Raw genomic sequence first — 17,473 nt, 5'->3', positions numbered from 1 at the left:
CCCCGGTCCATGAGCGGGTATAATGTAGATAACCAAATGCAAAAACGGGAGGGAGCGCCATGGGACGCAATATTTTGGTGGTCGAGGACGACCGTAATATCTCGGAACTGATCCAAATGTACCTGGTGAAGGAGGGCTTCGACGTGCGGGCCGCCGGGGACGGCGGACGGGCCATCGAGGAGTTCCAGAAGCAGGAGCCGGACTTGATCCTCCTGGACATCATGCTGCCGGTCATGGACGGCTGGGCCGTCTGTGCCAAGATCCGGGAGACCTCCAAGGTCCCCATTATTATGCTGACGGCCAAGAGCGAGGTCTTTGACCGCATCCAGGGCCTGGAGATGGGCGCTGACGACTATATCGTCAAGCCCTTTGAGATGAAGGAGCTCATCGCCCGCATCAACGCGGTGCTGCGGCGGACGGAGATCCCCAACGACACCTCCAAAAAGCTGACGTTTGATAAGCTGGTCATCAACCTGGATTCCTACGAGCTCATTGTTGACGGCAAGAAGATCGACACGCCCCCCAAGGAGCTGGAGCTTTTATACCACCTGGCCTCCACCCCCAACCGGGTGTACACCCGCAACCAGCTGCTGGACGAGGTGTGGGGCTTTGACTACTTCGGCGACAGCCGTACCGTGGATGTGCACATCAAGCGCCTGCGGGAGAAGGTGGAGAACGTATCCGACCAGTGGGCACTGAAGACCGTCTGGGGCGTGGGCTACAAGTTTGAGCTGCTGGGTGCCGCCCAGCAGACGGAAAAGAGCGGGAAAGCATGAGCAAGCTACGCAAGCAATTCCACGGCCTCTACTGGCGGCAGATGTTCGTCACCGCCGGCATGGTGCTTTTGACGCTGCTTCTGCTGGGCGCCTCGTTCTTTTCTCTGAGCTATAACTATGCCCGGGGCCAGAAGAGCGAGGAGATCATGACCAAGGCACGGGTCATGAGCCAGCTGTCCATCAACTACCTGGAAAACGGCCGCTACATGGACATCGAGGACCTGCGCAGCGACCCGGACTTCCAGCAGCTGGCCTCCTTTGCCGCCATCGTCTCCGACGTGCACTTCATGATCTGCGACACGGAGGGCCACGTTCTCCTCACCACGGACCAGAGCCTGGAGGGGAAGGTGGTCACCATGCCGGAGTCCATGAGCCGGGAGATCCTGGAAAAGGGCGCCTCCGCCCGGCGGGACAGCCTGGGCGGACTGTATGAGACCCGGCGCTTCGTGGTGGGCGTGCCCGCTGTGAATCCGGAGACCCAGGAGGTGGTGGGCGAGGTATACGGCGTGTCCACGACGACCTCCCTGGACTCCATGTGGCAGGGCTTTATCGGGCTGTTCTTCATGACGGCCTTTGTGGTGCTGATGATCTCCTTCATGGCCTCCTCCATTACCACCATGCGCCAGGTGCAGCCTATCCGGGAGATGGTGCAGGCCACCCGGCGCTACGCCGAGGGAGACTTTGACATCCGCATGAACGACTACGGCCGGGACGATGAGATCGGCGAGCTGGCGGCGTCCTTCAACGCCATGGCGGAATCCCTCCAGCAGACGGAGCGCCAGCGGCGGGAGTTTATTGCCAACATTTCCCACGAGCTGAAGACCCCCATGACCACCATCGCCGGCTACACCGACGGTATTCTGGACGGCACCATTCCTCCGGAGCGGGAGAAGCAGTACCTGCAGATCATCTCCGATGAGAGCCGCCGCCTTTCCCGCATGGTGCGGCGGATGCTGGACGTGAGCCAGCTGCAGGCCATCGACCCCTTGAAGTCCGGCAGCCACTTTGACATCTGCGAGAGCATGCGCCGGGTGCTGATCTCCATGGAAAAGAAGATCACGGACCGGAATCTGGATGTGGAAGCGGACATTCCCGAGGAGCCGATCCTGGTGCTGGGGGACAACGACATGATCACCCAGGTCATTTACAACCTGCTGGAAAACGCCACCAAGTTCGCCCGCACCGGCTCCACGCTGTACCTGGGCGTCACCACCATCGACGGCAAGGCCCGGGTGACCGTGCGGAACCTGGGGGACACCATCCCGGCGGAGGAGCTGCCGCTGCTGTTCGAACGGTTCCACAAGAGCGACAAGTCCCGCAGCGAGGACAAGGACGGCGTGGGCCTGGGGTTGTACATCGTCAAGACCATTTTGGAGCAGCACAAGGAAAAGATCAATGTGACCAGTGAGAACGGCGTGACCACGTTCACCTTCTCCCTGGCCATGGAATGAGGACCGCATGGACGAGAGAAAAACGACCGGCCGGGAGGAAAACACCCTCCCGGCCGAAGTGGTGGAGACCTACCGCCAGCCCCGGTGGAACGAGGTGGTGGAGACGTATGCCCGCCCCCTGCCTCGGCGGATGGCGCCGCAGACGCCAAGGGAAGAAACACAGAGGCCTTACCGCCGGAAAGGCCGGAAGGGCCTTTGGATATTCCTGGCCTGCCTGATGGTGATCGTGGCGGTGGCCGGCGGCACCTGGCTGTGGAACCGGAGCCAGGCGGACTACTGGGACCCCTTCGACTATTATTATGACGAACCGGACAGCCAGCCCTCCCGGGAGATCACCATCCCCACCTATCCTTACGGCCAGGGCGCTGCTTTGACGGTGGAGGAGGGCCACGGCGCCCCGCTGACGGCCCAGGAGGTCTACCGCCAGGTGAACCCGTCCGTGGTGACGGTGATGGTGCAGCTGGGGAAGGAGAGCGCCAGCATGGGCACCGGCGTCATCTTCTCGGAGGACGGCTATATCCTCACCAACTACCATGTGCTGGAGGGCGGCAGCGACTGCACCATTTACCTGGAAAATGACCACGGCTACGCCGCCTGCTATGTGGCCGGCGACGCTGACAGCGACCTGGCGGTTTTGAAGGTGGACAGGACCGGCCTGCCCGCCGCCCGGTTCGGCGATTCGGAAAAGCTGACGGTGGGAGATAAGGTGTACGCCATCGGCAACCCCCTGGGTTATGAGCTGCGGGGCACGCTGACGGATGGCATCGTCTCCGCCATCAACCGGGACGTGTGGGTGGATGGCCGGACCATGACCCTCATCCAGACCAACGCCGCCTTGAACTCCGGCAACTCCGGCGGTCCCCTCATCAACGAATACGGCCAGGTGGTGGGCATCAACACCATCAAAATGAGCTCCTCTTACTCCAATGTCGAGGGCCTGGGCTTTGCCATTCCCGCCTCCACCATCCGGCGGCTGGTGAATGACCTCTTGACCAGCGGCCAGGTCCAGCCGGAGCCGGTACTGGGCGTCACGGTGATGAGCTTGGGCACCCAGCTGGGAGAGGAGCTGTGGGGCGTGGAGGTCCAGTCCGTGACCCCCGGCTCCGCCGCGGAACAGGCCGGCGTCCAGGTGGGCGACTTCGTGGTGGCCGCCGGCGGTATCGATGTCGTCGCCAGCCGGGACCTGCTGCGTGCCCGGCGGCAGTACCACGTGGGCGACGAGATGCCCATGACCCTCTGGCGGGACGGCACACTGGTGGAAGTGACGCTGGTGCTGGAGCAGGCCGACGGCGAAAATACGCCTTGAGGGACCCGGTTAGAACGATGGAGGAAGCATGATGAGCAAAGTGTTGAAAAGTCCGTCCAAATATGTGCAGGGCCCAGGTGTGCTGGGGGAATTTGACCAGTATCTGCGGGGAATGGGCCGGCGGCTGCTGGTCATCATCAGCAGGTCCGGCGTCCAGCGAATCTGCCCTACTCTGGAGACCTGCTTCGCGGGAAAGGATTACCAGCTCCACTATGAGATCTTTTCCGGCGAGTGCAGCCAGAGCCAGATCGACCGCCTGACGGCGGCTGCGGCGGAGCAGCAGGCCACGGCGGTGGTGGGCATCGGCGGCGGCAAGATCCTGGATACCGCCAAGGCCGTGGCCCACGAGACCGGGCTGCCGGTGGTCATTGTGCCCACGGTGGCTTCCACGGATTCTCCCTGCAGCTCTCTCAGCGTCATTTACCGGGACAGCGGGGAGTTTGAGCGATACCTGTTTTTGGACGCGTGTCCCGATATGGTGCTGGTGGACACGGCGGTCATTGCCAAGGCCCCTGTCTCTCTGCTGGTGGCAGGCATGGGCGACGCCATGGCCACCTGGTTCGAGGCCAGGGCCTGCCGGGCTTCCGGCAGCAACAACCAGACCGGTGGCAAGCCCACACGGGCGGCCACGGGCCTTGCCGCCATGTGCTGGGAGTACCTGCGGCGGGACGGCCTGCGGGCCAAGCAGGCTGTGGAGGCCGGCGCCTGCACGGAGGCGGTGGAGACCATTGTGGAGGTGAACACCTATCTCTCCAGCGTGGGCTTTGAAAGCGGCGGACTGGCCGCCGCCCACGCCATCCAGAAGGGCTTCACATTCATTCCGGAACTTCACGACCTCTACCACGGCTGCAAGGTGGCTTTCTGCACCCTAGCCCAGCTGGTCATGGAGGACGCCCCCCGGACGGAAGTGGAGGAAGTGCTGGACTTCTGCTGCCAGGTGGGTCTGCCGGTATGCTTTGCGGACATGGGCTGGCCGGACATCGACCACGGCCTGCTGTGCCTGGCGGCGGAAAAGGCCTGCGTGCCCGGCGCCACCATCCATCATATGCCCTTCCCGGTGACGCCGGATATGGTGTACAACGCCCTGCTGGCGGCGGACGCCATGGGCCGGGCTTGGCACCGGCGCGAAGAAAGGAAATAAAAGGAACTGACCGCTGCGGACAGATCCGCGGCGGTCAGTTTTTTCTTGGCCAGAGGAGGCTCACACCGGACAGCAGCAGGTAGACGCCAAAGGGCCTGCGCAGCACCGCCACGTCCACCGCCGTGGCGGCCCAGGCCCCAATCGCCGCGCAGACCACGGCCGGCGGTACGGCGGCGCGGAGGGTGGGCTTGTCCAGGTAGCCGCCCCGGATGTGGCACACCAGGGCGCTGAGGGCGGTGGGCAGGAAGAATAGCAGGTTGATGCCCTGGGCGGTCCGCTGGTCCACCCCCAAAAACAGCGTCATTACCAACAGCAGCAGCGTTCCGCCGCCCACGCCCCAGGCGGAGATGACGCTGGCACCCAGCCCGCAGAGAAAGGGAAGCACCCAGTCCGTCACAGCAGGTATTTCACCCCCGCGTAAAAGAGAAAGGCGGCGAACAGCCACTTCAAAAGCTTCGTGGAGACCCGGCCGTACAGCTTGCCGCCGAGAAAGCCGCCCACCAGCCCGCCGGCCAGGTAGGGCACCGCCTGGGAAAGGGGCACGCCGCCCCGGACGAGGTACACCCCGGCGGACACCAGGCACACCGGAAAGATAACGCCCACGCAGGTGGCGTACAGCTTCCGCTGACTGAGACCTCCCCACCGGGAGAGAATAGGCAGAAATACCATGCCGCCTCCGCCGCCAAAGCAGCCGTTGGCCAGGCCGGCCGCGCCGCCAGCCAGCCGGGCCGCCCACTTGTTTTCCATGCCGCCACCTCCTATGTACCGGGGGAGGCCCCCCGGCGGCTGGGATGTTACTTCAGCTTGAAGCTTTCGCAGTCGGTGCATTTGATCTCGGTGGGGTTGGCCTCGTGGGTGCCCACGGTGATGCTGTCCAGACCGCAGTAGTTGCTGTCCTGGCAGTGGTGGGCACAGTTGTTGACCGTGCATTTGATGCTCTGGTTGGGGGTGCAGGCGCAGCCGCTGTTGGTGCAATCCTTGTTCATGAGATACATCCTCCTGCAAGAAATAAGTTGGCTTTCGCCGAGGCATAGTGTGCACCGCCTGGGAAAAGCTATGCGCGCAGGCGGAAAAAAGAGCGAAAAAAAGATTCCCGCCGGTCAGCGGGAACCCTTTTACCGAAAGACGCGGAAATACAAAAACAGCCCCAAAGCCAGCAGCAACTGGCAGAGGAAAATGGCGGGAATGCCGAAGCGGAAAGACTTGTGCAGCGTTTTGTGGCGCCAGACCTTCATGCCCAGCCACGCGCCGACGCTGCCGCCGACGATGGCGGTCAAAAACAAATTCCGCTCCGGGATGCGGCGGGCGCCGGGGCGCTTGGCCTTCCACTTGTCCACACCGAACATTACAAAGGCCGCCAGATTGATGACTGCCAGCCACAGCGCCAAAAGGCCCCAGGGATTTCCCACCACCGCGAACAGCGTCACCGCGGTGCCCTCCGGCTGATACAGTGCTTTCATAGCCGCGCCTCCTTCCAATTTCAAAAAGACTGGCCGGGATTTTTCCGGCCAGTCCAGTTTAGCAGAAAGCTCAGCCCTTGGCAAGAGCGCACAGCTCACCGGCGGTCTTGGCGGCCAGCCGGGCATTGTTGTACACCAGCTGGATGTTGCTGGCCAGGGAGTCGCCGCCGGTCAGGTCCTTGATCTTGGCCAGCAGGAAGGGCGTGGTCTCCTTGCCGTGGATGCCCAGCCGGTTGGCCTCGGCCACGGCCTCGTCGATGGCCTTGTTGATGACGTCCGCGTCCATGGAGAACGCCTCGGGGATGGGATTGGTCACCAGCATGCCGCCGCCCAGGCCCATGTCCTGCTTAACATAGAAGGCCTTGGCCAGGTCCGCGGGGGTGTCGATGCGGTAGTCCACCTTGAAGCCGGACTTGCGGGTATAGAAGGCGGGCAGCTCCTCGGTGCCGTAGCCGATGACAGGCACGCCGTGGGTCTCCAGATACTCCAGGGTCAGCCCCAGGTCCAGGATGGACTTGGCACCGGCGCAGACCACCATGACGGGAGTGTGGGCCAGCTCCTCCAGGTCGGCGGAGATGTCCATGGTGGTCTCAGCGCCCCGGTGGACACCGCCGATGCCGCCGGTGGCGAACACCTGGATGCCCGCCATGTGGGCGATGATCATGGTGGTGGTGACGGTGGTGGCACCGTCCCGGCCCTGGGCCACCAGCACCGGCAGGTCCCGGCGGCTGGCCTTGGCCACGGCGGTGCCGGTCTTGCCCAGATAGTCGATCTCCTCGGCGCTGAGGCCGGCCTTCAGGCGGCCCCTAATGACGGCGATGGTGGCGGGCACGGCGCCGTTGTCCCGGATGATCTTTTCCACGTTCAAAGCGGTCTCCACGTTCTGGGGATAGGGCATGCCGTGGGAGATGATGGTGGACTCCAGCGCCACCACGGGGCGGCCCTCCTCCAGGGCCTTGCGTACTTCGGGAGCAATGTCGAGATACTTGTTCAAAGCCATGATAAATTCCTCCAAATGATAAATATATTGATAGTTTTAACTTTTATATTAGATAATTTACAGGCCGGCCCGCGTTGTTAGAGCTTGAACACTCAAAGCGGGATTGATGGTTTCGCTTCCCTCCATGGCAATGGCGGAAGCGGCGAGGCCCGCCATGGCGGTGTCCCGCAGGTCCGTGCCCCGTAGGTATGCCCAGGCGATGGCGGCCATGAAGGCGTCGCCGCAGCCGGTGGTGTTGCGCATCTGGGCGGGCAGCACCGGCAGGCGGAGCCGGGCGTTGTGGTCGGCGGCGAACACGCCGTCGCTCCCCAGGGAGATGAACACCCGCCGCAGTCCCGTGGCCAGCAGGGCGTCCGTCGCCCGGTTGAGGCTTGCTTCGTCGGTGATGGGCACGCCGGAGAGGAGCTCCGCCTCCATGCGGTTGGGCTTTAAGGTGTGGAGCCGGCCCAGCACCCCTTTCAGCTTCACGGCCTTGGCGGTGGACACCGGGTCCGCGAACAGGGGCACGGTGCTGTTTTCCGCCAGCCAGCGGATGCTCTCCTCGGGAATGTTGGTGTCCAGCACGATGACCTGGCTGCCCATCAGCAGCTTCTGCCGAGCCGAGAGCGCCTGGGGCGTCAGGTGGCGGTAGATGTCCATGTCGCTGACGGCCAGGGCCATGTCGCCCTTTTCATCGTTGATGAAAAGGTACGTGCTGGTCCGTCCGCCGGGGACCACCGGGGATTGGGAGATATCAATGCCCAGCTCCCCGCAGCTGGCGGCGATCTTCTGGGCGTTGGCGTCGTCGCCGAACACGGTCAAAAGCCGCACATCCAACTCTAAAAGGCTCATGTTGTGGGCGATGTTCCGGCCCACGCCCCCCAGGCTCATGGACACGGTGCCGGGGTTGGAGTCCTGGGGTACCAGGGCGCGGTCCGAGCGGCCGCCGATGTCCATGTTCACCCCGCCCACCACCGTCACATACGGCGCGGTGCGGACAATGTAGCCCTTCCCGGTGATATACCCCTTTTTCATGAGGTTGGAGATGTGCACCGCCACGGAGGAACGGGTGATGCCCGCCTTGTCCGCCAGCTCCTGCTGGGAGATGAGGGGATTTTCCTCGATCCAGTTCAAAAGCTGCCGTTCCCGCTGGGTCATGGGGCCACCTTCTTTCTAAGCAAAAATTAAAACACTAATCTATTGCTTATAATACGGATATTTCCGCAAATGTCAATACGGAATTTTAGAAGGGATGGAACCAAACGGCCGGCGCAGCCGTCCGAATAGGCAAAGGGAGGCGTTTTCCATGAAAAAGTGGTGTCTGTTTTTAAGCGTGTACCTATGCCTGTGCGTCCTGGCGGCCTGCGGTGCCGCGGGAAGCGGCGCTCCCGTCCCCGGCGGCACGCCCTCCGGGGAAGCGCAGGCCGGCGGCGAGACAGCGCAGCCCGCGGCCGTTACCGTCACCTGCCGGGTGGTCGCGGCGGAGGACGGGCAGCTCCTGCTGGCGGGACAAGGCGACGATACCAATATATACACCCTGTTCCGGGAGGAGGATGACTTGCACCCCGGCGAAGTGGTGAAGGTGTGTTACAGCGGCGGGCTTTTGGAGACCTGGCCTGTCCAGTTTGGCGGCGTGGCTTCTGCGGAAGTCTGCCCCGGCGGCTTCGACGACCTGTGCGTCCTGTACCTGCGGGTGCTGGAAGACCTGTGGACCGTGGACCCGGGACTGAACGGAGAGGGTCTGACCTACATCGGCGTGGACCTCTCCGACACCAGCCTTTCGGACAGCGAGCAGGCGGCGGTGGCCTGGACTTTTGCCGCCCGCCACGGCGGAGAGCCAGTCACCGGCACCTGGGAGGAGCTGGCGGACCAGGGCTATATTGACAAAGAGCACCTGCAATGGGAGGATGGCTGCCTGTTCACCATTACGGAAAAGCCCGTGGTGGGCAGCTACGACCTGCGGCCCATCGCCTTTGACGCCCAGAAGTGGCGCAGCGGCACGGGGGCCTATTTCTTCAGCAGCTGCACCGCCACCCAGTCCGCTGACGGACATTGGGGCGATTATTCCGTGGGCAGCGAGGCCATTTCGTAAATGTAAAATGTAGATGGAAAACGCCCGCCGTGGAAGCCCACGGCGGGCGTTTGGTTACAGGACCATAATGAGGGTGCCGGCGGTGATGAGGACGGCGCCCACGGCGGATTTGACGGTGAACCGCTCATGCAGGAACACAAAGGCCAGCACCAGGGTGATGACGACGCTGAGCTTGTCGATAGGCACCACCTTGGAGGCCTCGCCGATCTGCAGAGCCCGGTAGTAGCACAGCCACGAGGCGCCGGTGGCCAGACCTGACAGAATGAGGAACAGCCAGCTCTTTTGGCTGATGGAGGAGATGCCGCCCTGGACATTGGTCAGAAATACCATGCCCCAGGACATAGCCAGCACCACGCAGGTGCGGATGGCAGTGGCCAGGGTGGAGTTGACTCCTTCAATTCCCACTTTGGCCAGGATGGAAGTCAACGCGGCGAACAAGGCGGACAGCAGCGCGAATACGAACCACATGAAAAGGCCCCCTGTCAATGAAAATATCGGTGTCTATATATAGTAGCACGAACGCGGCGGGAGTCAATGCCCTTGGGCGGTGAAACGGGAAAAAATGTAAAAAAAAGGCGAAAGTGTGGAAAAAGTGGAGGCAAGAGCCGGTTTTCCTCTTGTAAAGCAAGGGAAAATGCGGTACAATACAACTTAATTATGCGCCATACCGTCCGCTTGCGGAGAGGACCCGTGCCTTTTTCACCGGCGGATGATCAAAACAGGAAAACAGGTGAATTTCTATGAGCTACACAAAAATCGCGGCGATTTACGCCGACAGCGAGACCCTGTCCGGCCAGACGGTCACCGTGGGCGGCTGGGCCCGCACCATCCGGGACATGAAGAACTTCGGCTTCATTGAGCTGAACGACGGCTCCTGCTTCAAAAACCTGCAGGTGGTCATGGAGGCCGGCACGCTGGAAAATTATAAGGAGATCGCCTCCCAGAACGTGGGCGCGGCCCTCATCGTCACCGGCACCGTGGTGCTGACGCCGGAGGCCAAGCAGCCGCTGGAGCTGAAGGCCACCGCCATCGAGGTGGAGGGCACCTCCTCTCCCGACTATCCCCTGCAGAAAAAGCGCCACAGCGTGGAGTTTTTGCGGACCATCCAGCACCTGCGTCCCCGGACCAACCTGTTCTCCGCCGCCTTCCGGGTGCGGAGCGTGGCGGCCTACGCCATCCACCAGTTCTTCCAGGAGCAGGGCTTCGTCTATGTCCACACCCCCATCATCACCGGCAGCGACTGCGAGGGTGCCGGCGAGATGTTCCAGGTGACCACCCTGGATTTGAACAATGTGCCCAAGACCGAGGACGGCCAGGTGGACTGGTCCCAGGACTTCTTCGGCAAAAAGACCAGCCTCACCGTGTCCGGCCAGCTCAACTGCGAGAACTTCGCCATGGCCTTCGGCAATGTGTACACCTTCGGCCCCACCTTCCGGGCGGAGAACTCCAACACCCAGCGCCACGCCGCCGAGTTCTGGATGATCGAGCCGGAGATGGCCTTCTGCGATCTGAAGGGCTACATGGACGTGGCCGAGGCCATGATCAAGTTCGTCATTAAAGAGGTCATGCGCAAGTGCCCCGATGAGATGGCCTTCTTCAACAGCTTCGTGGACAAGGGCCTTATCGACCGCTTGACCCACGTGGCAAACTCCGACTTCGGCCGGGTGAGCTACACCGAGGCCGTGGAGATCCTGGAGAAGAACAACGACAAGTTCGACTACAAGGTGTTCTGGGGCTGCGACCTGCAGACGGAGCACGAGCGCTATCTCACCGAGCAGGTGTACAAGCGCCCTGTGTTCGTCACGGACTATCCCAAGGAGATCAAGGCCTTCTACATGCGCCTCAACGACGACGGCAAGACCGTGGCGGCGGCGGACTGCCTGGTGCCCGGCATCGGCGAGATCATCGGCGGCAGCCAGCGTGAGGAGCGCATCGACATTCTGGAGGGCCGCATCAAGGAGCTGGGCATGAATCCCCAGGATTACTGGTGGTACTGCGACCTGCGCCGCTACGGCAGCTGCAAGCACGCCGGCTACGGCCTGGGCTTCGAGCGGATGGTCATGTATCTCACGGGTATCAACAACATCCGGGATGTGGAGCTGCATCCCCGCACCGTGGGCAATGCGGAGTTCTAAAAGGAATGAAAAAAGAACGGCTGGGATCAGCCGTTCTTTTTTTCGTACTTTTTTAGAAGGTCCTCGATGGCTTCGTCCAGCAAGCGGGACTTGGGGACACGGGTCTGCTTGGACAGCATATCAAAAGGCTCCACCAGCTCATTTGCCAGAGAAGAGACAAATTTTTTCCGATTGACCAAAACGGCTTCTCCCATATGACGCCTCCACATACTGTCTATGTATGTACTATATCATCTCCATTTTTTCTTGACTAGTGGTACATATATAGTATATATATGGTATATATGGAGGTGAAAAAATGGAAGTAACCTGCGGTATGTGCAAGCATTTCCGGCGGCATTACGTCAAGTGCGGGTGGCGGTATGAGCCCATTGACGACGGACATTGCGTCAAGCCCAGGTGCAAGATGCGCAGGGCAAAGACTCCGGCGTGCGGGTATTTTCAAAAAAGAGAGGAGGCATCCTCTCAGGATGGGGGACAGCCATGATGATGGCTGGGCATGTGCGCCCCCCATTTTCTCCCCGTGGAGAAAACGGGCCGCGCCCGGTCCAAAAGACACGCCAGGAGGGGGATTTCGGTCTCCCCCTCCTGGACCTCCCCTTCAAACGACACAAAGAGGGGGCTGCGGCCCCCTCTTTGGAAACTCCCCCCACGGAGCGGCAGCGGGAAGAGAAGCTGGACGCATTGACAAGCACCCTGGAATGAGATATTACGTCGCAGCTTGCGGCATAAACGTGGGTGGACAGGAGCGTTACAGCGCACCTGGATGGAGCTGGGCAAATCTGCGGAAAGCTGGCTATCAGCCGTTCGCATCCCCAAACTTGCCCGGATGGGCAAGTTTGGACGAAAAGCGTTTTTCTTTTGGACCGTGCACGGCCCGTTTTCTTTGGCAAGACCAAAGAAAATGGGGGGTGCATCTCTCCAGCGCAAGTCTGCGCTGTCCCCGTCCATGGCAATGGACACCCCTCCCCAAAAATCCCTCTGGAAAAATCCGTCCGGACAGGGTATGATGGACCTATCGGGAAAGGAGTGCATGATGCTGTATCGAGAATTGTTATACGCGGCCCTGGGCACCGGCTTCACCTGCCTTGCCACCGTCCTGGGCGCCGCCATGGTATTTTTCTTCAAAAAGGACCTGTCCCACACGACCCAAAAGGTGTTTCTGGGCTTTGCCGCCGGCGTGATGATCGCCGCGTCGGTGTGGTCGCTGCTCATTCCCGCCATGGAGATGGCGGAGGGCGCGGGAAAGGGGATCTTGCTGCCGGTGGGCGGCGGATTCGTCCTGGGCGGCGCCGCGCTGATGCTGCTGGACGGCCTGCTGCCCCATCTTCACATCGGCAGTGATCAGGCGGAGGGCCTGCCGGCCCACTGGAAGCGCACCACCATGATCGTCCTGGCGGTGACCCTCCACAACATCCCGGAGGGCATGGCCGTGGGTCTGAGCTTTTCCGTGGCGGCCATGGACACCGCCCCCGGCGCCCTGGCCGGCGCTGTTGCCCTGGCCCTGGGCATGGGCCTGCAGAACTTCCCGGAGGGCGCCGCCGTGTCCCTGCCCATGAAGTCCCAGGGAGTGGGCCGGACGAAGGCCTTCCTCTGCGGCGCCGCCTCCGGCGTGGTGGAGCCCATTTTCGGCCTTTTGACAGTACTGGTGGCCGGCAGCATCACCGGCGTCATGCCCTGGGTGCTGTCCTTTGCCGCAGGCGCCATGATCTACGTGGTGGTGGAGGAGCTGATCCCGGAGGCCCAACTGGGAGAGCACTCCCATGCGGGCACCATCAGCGTGATGGCGGGCTTTCTCGTCATGATGCTGCTGGATGTGGTTCTGGGCTGAAACGCGCCCGGCCCTTGTACCGCCGGGCAAAGAAGCATATCATCGAAGGTGGAGACCAATCCGCCGTATAAGGAGGAGGACGTATGGAAAAAACGCCCCATTATGACAGCTATGTGAAGATCCTGGAGGAGGAGCTCATCCCCGCTATGGGCTGTACGGAGCCCATCGCCATCGCACTGGCCGCCGCCAAAGCGCGGGAGACCCTGGGCTCCATGCCCCTGGCCTGCCGGGTGGAGGTCAGCGGCAACATCATCAAAAACGTGAAGGCGGTGACGGTGCCCAACACCGGTGGTCTGAAGGGCATCGAGGCCGCTGCCGCCGCCGGCATCGTGGCGGGAAAGGCGGAGCTGGAGCTGGAGGTCCTCTCCCAGGTGACGGCGGAGGAGATCGCCGCCATGGCGGAATTTTTGAAGGACTGCGAAATGACCGTGGTGCCGGCCCTGGGAGACCGGGTGTTTTACATCTGCGTCACCGCCGAGGGCGGCGGCCACAGCGCCAGCTGTGAGATCGTGGATTACCACACCAACATCACCTGCATCCAGAAGGATGGTAAGGTGGTCTTTCAGTCCCAGGGCGGCAGCGGGGAAAAGCAGGAGCAGACGGACCGCTCCGTCCTCAGCGTGGAGGAGATCATCCGGTTCGCCGACTGTCTGGATACCGCCGACGTGGCGGAGGTCATCCGCCGGCAGGTGGCCTACAACAGCGCCATCTCCGCCGAGGGACTGAAGGGCGGCTGGGGAGCCGAGGTGGGCAAGACCATCCGCGATGTCTACGGCGACGATGTAGCCGTCCGGGCCAAGGCGGCGGCCGCCGCCGGCTCCGACGCCCGTATGAGCGGCTGTGAGCTGCCGGTGGTCATCGTCTCCGGCAGCGGCAATCAAGGTATGACCACATCCCTGCCGGTCATCGAATACGCCAGGGACATGGGGGTGGACGAGGACGCCCTCATCCGGGCCCTGGTGGTGGCGGACCTGGTGACCATCCATCAAAAGACCGGCATCGGCCGCCTGTCCGCCTTCTGCGGCGCGGTCAGCGCCGGCTGCGGCGCCGCCTCCGGCGTGGCCTATCTGAAGGGCGGCCGATACCGGGAGGTGGCCCATACCATTGCCAACGCCCTGGCCATCTGCTCCGGCATGATCTGTGACGGGGCCAAGCCCTCCTGCGCGGCCAAGATCGCCGCCGCTGTGGACGCGGGCCTTATGGGCTACCACATGTTCATGAGCGGCCACCAATTCGTGGACGGCGAGGGCATCATCAAAAAGGGCGTGGAGAACACCATCGGCAACGTGGGGCGCCTGGCCCGGGAGGGCATGCGCCGGACGGACGAGGAGATCCTCCACATCATGGTGGGCCAGTGAGATGAAAAAGACATCCGATGCACCGCACCGGATGTCTTTTTTACGGCTTTTTTCGAAAAACGGGCTCCTGGAGCGCCATGATCAGCCGGGCCGCCAGGGCGAAGTACACCAGCAGCCACAGCGGCGCAAGACGCAGGAATGTCCGGGCATAGAACAGGAATACAATACCGGGGAGCACCCACAGCGCCAACGCCGCCAGGGAGCGCCACAGCTCGCCCAGCCCCAGCAGGAAAGCGGAGCGGAGGACCTGTCCGATGGTGCCGCCCCGCCGGACCAGAACAGGAAGCAGCCACACCAGCGTCACGCCCCACAGGGCGGCGGCCAGCAGCAGAGGCGTCAGCAGCAGGACGCTGTTCATCATCTGCCGCAGCAGAAGCAGCCGCAGGTCCAGGGCCAGCAGGATGCCCAGCATCAAAAAGGGCAGCCACAGCACCGTGGCCTCCCGGGCCCGAATCCGGAAAGCCCGGAAAAACGCGAAGGGCGCGGAGAGGTAAGAATACTCCTCCGACTGCAAAACCGCGTACAGCGCGGCGGTGGAGGCCCCCGCCGTCACCACCGGCAGGCAGAGCGCCAGCCAGCACACGTTCAGCACCACCAGCAGGGCCCCTTTGCCCACCAGGGTCATAAACGGGGAGGAATCTCCGAAAAAATCCAGAATATGCTGCTTCAAGGGCTTCTTTTCCTTCAAAAAACGCACTCCTTTCTGAAAGGGGAACACCTTCAGTATAGGCGGGGCGGCAGGCCTTGTCAACGGGAAGGGTACGCTGCGGCAAAATGCAAACGCTTACATTAAAACTGTGAAAATGACCAATTAAAAGCGAATAAAATTATAATAACTATATAATTTTACGAAAACTCTTGATTTTTTAAACGAACGATGGTAAATTCTAACTAGAAAAGCGTTGCGGGAAACTGCGGCGCTTGTATCATTTCAAGAGTTTGAAACCGCTTACATGCAGGGAGGACAGAGTCTTGAACCCCACGATCTACGATGTTTCCCGCCTGTCCGGCGTGTCCACCGCCACCATTTCCCGGGCCTTTTCCAACCCGGAGCTGGTGCGGGAGTCCACCCGGCGGAAGGTGTTTGAGGCAGCGGAGGTGCTCCACTATTACCCCAACGCCATCGCCCGGGCCATGGCCCGCCAGCGGACGGACAAGATCGCCTTCCTCATCTGCAAAAAGGACGCCACCATCCTGGACGAGTTTTACGCCGGCATCTGTGAGGGCATCATGCGGGAGACCAACAAATCGGTCCACCAGCTGGTGATCTCCACCGCCGCGGACTGGGGCGCCATGCCCAGCACCGCCCAGAACAAGCAGGTGGAGGGCGTCATCCTGGGAGGCAACGCACCGGCGGATATGGTGACGGATTTTCAAAGCCGCGGCATCGCCGTGGTGCTGGTGAACAACCGGGTGGCCGGCATGGAGCTGCCCTGCGTCATCTCCGACGAGTACGAGGGCGTGCGCCTGGCGGTAGAGCATCTCATCAGCCGCGGTCACCGGAACATCGCCATGATCGCCGGCCGCTTTTCACCCTACATCGTGGGGGAGCGGTACAGCGCCTTCTTGGCCGTCACCCGGGAGCACGGCATCCGGGTGGACGCCCAGCATGTAAAAATGTGCGACGCCGCCGTGGAGAGCGCCGCCCAGGCCGCCATGGACCTGCTGCGCAGAAAGGACCGGCCCACCGCTGTGTTCGGCGCCAACGACGTCATCGCCGTGGGCGTCATGAAGGCGGCCCGCCGCCTGGGAATGCGCATCCCGGAGGATGTGTCCGTGGTGGGCTTTGACGATTCCTCCGTGTGCACCATGCTGGAGCCCGAGCTGACCAGTGTCCACATCAACTGCCGCCGCATGGGCGAGCTGAGCGTGGAGCGGCTGCAGGCGTTGCTGTCGGGAAAGGGAGAGTGCCAGATGACCACGGTGGTGCCTACGGAGCTGCGGGTCCGGGGCAGTACCTGAATGTAAAATCCCGCTTTACGCGGTTTTGCGGAAACCTTGATAGATTGCCGGGAAAAAACCCGGTATACTCGGATGGTCAAAAGCTTTTGAATGACCACCCTGGGAACGCGAGGAGGCGTGCGTATGAAACGGAAGATGAAAGCCAGCACCGTTGTCAAGGGCGTTGTCTGCGCCGTGCTGCTGCTGGTGGCCCTGTTTCCCATTTACTGGCTGGTGGCCATGGCCATCCGGCCTACCAGCGAGATGACGGGACACATCTCCGTCATCCCGGCGTCGCTGACCATGGAGCATTTCCGGCAGCTTTTCACCGCCAAGGGCTTCGGCAAGGCCATCGTCAACAGTTTGCAGACCACGCTCGTTTCCACGGCGCTGTCGCTGATGATCGGCCTGTGCGCGGCGTACATCATCGCCCGGAGCCGGTTCCGCCTGCGGGTGAAAAAGCCCCTCACATACTGGATCCTGCTGGTTCGCGTGCTGCCGCCGGTGGCCTTTACCATCCCGCTGTACGGCATGTTCTCCAAGCTGGGCGTGCTGTACACAAAGATCCCCGTGGTCCTGGCCTGCATCCTTATCAATATCCCCCTCATCATCTGGTTTATGATCAGCTTCTTCCAGGATCTGCCGGAGGATATTGAGGAGTCCGCCCAGATCGACGGTGCCACGGAATGGCAGCTGTTCCGCAAGATCGTGCTGCCCCTGGTGGCGCCCGGCATCGCGGCCATCGCCATGCTGAGCTTCATGTACGCCTGGAACGAGTACACGTACAGCATCATTTTCGTCCAGTCTCCCAGCAACTACACGGTGCCGCTGGCGCTGGCCGTGCTGAACACGGAGGACAATCTCACCAACTTCGGCCTGGTGGCCGCGGGCGGCGTCATCTCCGTGATCCCAATTACCTTGTTTGTGATCTTTGCACAGAACTACTTGATCTCCGGATTGTCAAGCGGCGCTGTCAAGGAGTAACAAAATCGGAAGAACATAC

Annotated in this window: 19 protein-coding genes; 10 read left to right on the top strand and 9 right to left on the bottom strand. The window is 61.9% G+C overall.

Translation table 11 applies throughout. The features are described from left to right. Positions 1–59: 59 nt before the first annotated feature. The 4 genes from ACTQ4R_RS04710 to ACTQ4R_RS04695 are packed head-to-tail and all read left to right on the top strand — an operon-like array spanning position 60 to position 4,674. Positions 60–776 (top strand): response regulator, encoded by a 717-nt coding sequence (locus ACTQ4R_RS04710; protein ID WP_441626330.1) that lies wholly within the window; start codon positions 60–62, stop codon positions 774–776. Further along, positions 773–2,227, top strand: a complete 1,455-nt coding sequence (locus ACTQ4R_RS04705; RefSeq protein ID WP_441626328.1) for an ATP-binding protein — start codon at positions 773–775, stop codon at positions 2,225–2,227. The genes ACTQ4R_RS04710 and ACTQ4R_RS04705 overlap by 4 nt, the downstream gene beginning before the upstream one ends. A gap of 7 nt (positions 2,228–2,234) precedes the next feature. After that, the gene (locus tag ACTQ4R_RS04700) at positions 2,235–3,533 is read left to right on the top strand and encodes a S1C family serine protease (RefSeq protein WP_441626326.1); all 1,299 of its coding nucleotides are present in this window, start codon (positions 2,235–2,237) and stop codon (positions 3,531–3,533) included. A gap of 31 nt (positions 3,534–3,564) precedes the next feature. Further along, a complete protein-coding gene (locus tag ACTQ4R_RS04695) occupies positions 3,565–4,674 on the top strand; it encodes a glycerol dehydrogenase (RefSeq protein WP_441626461.1) in 1,110 nt (369 codons plus the stop codon). A gap of 34 nt (positions 4,675–4,708) precedes the next feature. Here the strand turns inward: ACTQ4R_RS04695 and ACTQ4R_RS04690 are convergent, their stop codons facing one another. From ACTQ4R_RS04690 to ACTQ4R_RS04665, 6 genes are all read right to left on the bottom strand, one after another. Beyond that, positions 4,709–5,071 (bottom strand): TSUP family transporter, encoded by a 363-nt coding sequence (locus ACTQ4R_RS04690; protein WP_441626324.1) that lies wholly within the window; start codon positions 5,069–5,071, stop codon positions 4,709–4,711. Next, positions 5,068–5,421 carry a TSUP family transporter gene (locus ACTQ4R_RS04685; protein ID WP_441626322.1) on the bottom strand — a complete coding sequence of 118 codons (354 nt, stop codon included), beginning with the start codon at positions 5,419–5,421 and terminating at the stop codon, positions 5,068–5,070. Before ACTQ4R_RS04685 ends, ACTQ4R_RS04690 begins: the two co-directional genes overlap by 4 nt. A 47-nt stretch (positions 5,422–5,468) precedes the next feature. Beyond that, positions 5,469–5,660, bottom strand: coding sequence for a DUF1540 domain-containing protein (locus tag ACTQ4R_RS04680; protein WP_441626320.1), 192 nt, complete (start codon positions 5,658–5,660; stop codon positions 5,469–5,471). Between the two features lie 129 nt (positions 5,661–5,789). Next, positions 5,790–6,134 (bottom strand): DUF1294 domain-containing protein, encoded by a 345-nt coding sequence (locus ACTQ4R_RS04675; protein ID WP_441626318.1) that lies wholly within the window; start codon positions 6,132–6,134, stop codon positions 5,790–5,792. Positions 6,135–6,204: 70 nt separating this feature from the next. Beyond that, positions 6,205–7,134, bottom strand: a complete 930-nt coding sequence (locus ACTQ4R_RS04670) for a pseudouridine-5'-phosphate glycosidase (protein ID WP_441626316.1) — start codon at positions 7,132–7,134, stop codon at positions 6,205–6,207. Positions 7,135–7,191: 57 nt separating this feature from the next. Then, complete coding sequence (locus ACTQ4R_RS04665) at positions 7,192–8,271, bottom strand: PfkB family carbohydrate kinase (RefSeq protein ID WP_441626315.1); 1,080 nt, start codon at positions 8,269–8,271, stop codon at positions 7,192–7,194. A 148-nt stretch (positions 8,272–8,419) separates the two neighbouring features. Here ACTQ4R_RS04665 and ACTQ4R_RS04660 point away from each other — a divergent pair, with 148 nt between their 5' ends. After that, the gene (locus tag ACTQ4R_RS04660) at positions 8,420–9,205 is read left to right on the top strand and encodes a hypothetical protein (RefSeq protein ID WP_441626313.1); all 786 of its coding nucleotides are present in this window, start codon (positions 8,420–8,422) and stop codon (positions 9,203–9,205) included. Positions 9,206–9,259: 54 nt separating this feature from the next. Here the strand turns inward: ACTQ4R_RS04660 and ACTQ4R_RS04655 are convergent, their stop codons facing one another. Next, positions 9,260–9,673 (bottom strand): EamA family transporter, encoded by a 414-nt coding sequence (locus ACTQ4R_RS04655; protein ID WP_441626311.1) that lies wholly within the window; start codon positions 9,671–9,673, stop codon positions 9,260–9,262. Between the two features lie 272 nt (positions 9,674–9,945). Between ACTQ4R_RS04655 and asnS the strand changes: the two genes are divergently transcribed. Further along, positions 9,946–11,340, top strand: a complete 1,395-nt coding sequence (gene asnS, locus ACTQ4R_RS04650; protein WP_441626309.1) for an asparagine--tRNA ligase — start codon at positions 9,946–9,948, stop codon at positions 11,338–11,340. Between the two features lie 26 nt (positions 11,341–11,366). Here asnS and ACTQ4R_RS04645 read toward each other — a convergent pair whose 3' ends face one another. After that, the gene (locus ACTQ4R_RS04645; protein ID WP_441626307.1) at positions 11,367–11,534 is read right to left on the bottom strand and encodes a ribbon-helix-helix domain-containing protein; all 168 of its coding nucleotides are present in this window, start codon (positions 11,532–11,534) and stop codon (positions 11,367–11,369) included. A gap of 839 nt (positions 11,535–12,373) precedes the next feature. On the opposite strand from ACTQ4R_RS04645, the gene ACTQ4R_RS04640 reads away from it, so the two are divergent. After that, on the top strand, positions 12,374–13,171 hold the full coding sequence (locus tag ACTQ4R_RS04640) for a ZIP family metal transporter (RefSeq protein ID WP_441626459.1): 798 nt from the start codon (positions 12,374–12,376) through the stop codon (positions 13,169–13,171). An 83-nt stretch (positions 13,172–13,254) separates the two neighbouring features. After that, entirely contained in the window at positions 13,255–14,529 is a 1,275-nt protein-coding gene (locus ACTQ4R_RS04635) for an L-cysteine desulfidase family protein (protein ID WP_441626305.1), read from the top strand. A 40-nt stretch (positions 14,530–14,569) separates the two neighbouring features. On the opposite strand, the gene ACTQ4R_RS04630 is transcribed toward ACTQ4R_RS04635, so the two are convergent. Next, positions 14,570–15,217, bottom strand: coding sequence for a DUF624 domain-containing protein (locus tag ACTQ4R_RS04630; protein ID WP_441626303.1), 648 nt, complete (start codon positions 15,215–15,217; stop codon positions 14,570–14,572). Positions 15,218–15,501: 284 nt separating this feature from the next. On the opposite strand from ACTQ4R_RS04630, the gene ACTQ4R_RS04625 reads away from it, so the two are divergent. Beyond that, positions 15,502–16,491: a LacI family DNA-binding transcriptional regulator gene (locus ACTQ4R_RS04625; RefSeq protein ID WP_441626301.1), complete on the top strand. Its 990-nt coding sequence runs from the start codon at positions 15,502–15,504 to the stop codon at positions 16,489–16,491. Between the two features lie 123 nt (positions 16,492–16,614). Next, positions 16,615–17,454, top strand: coding sequence for a carbohydrate ABC transporter permease (locus ACTQ4R_RS04620; protein ID WP_441626300.1), 840 nt, complete (start codon positions 16,615–16,617; stop codon positions 17,452–17,454). Positions 17,455–17,473: the final 19 nt, after the last annotated feature.

The organism is Dysosmobacter sp. Sow4_B12, assembly GCF_052116665.1.
Taxonomy (GTDB): domain Bacteria; phylum Bacillota; class Clostridia; order Oscillospirales; family Oscillospiraceae; genus Oscillibacter.
The sequence above is the reverse complement of the archived record's forward strand: the minus strand, read 5'-3'. Positions and strand labels throughout refer to the sequence as shown.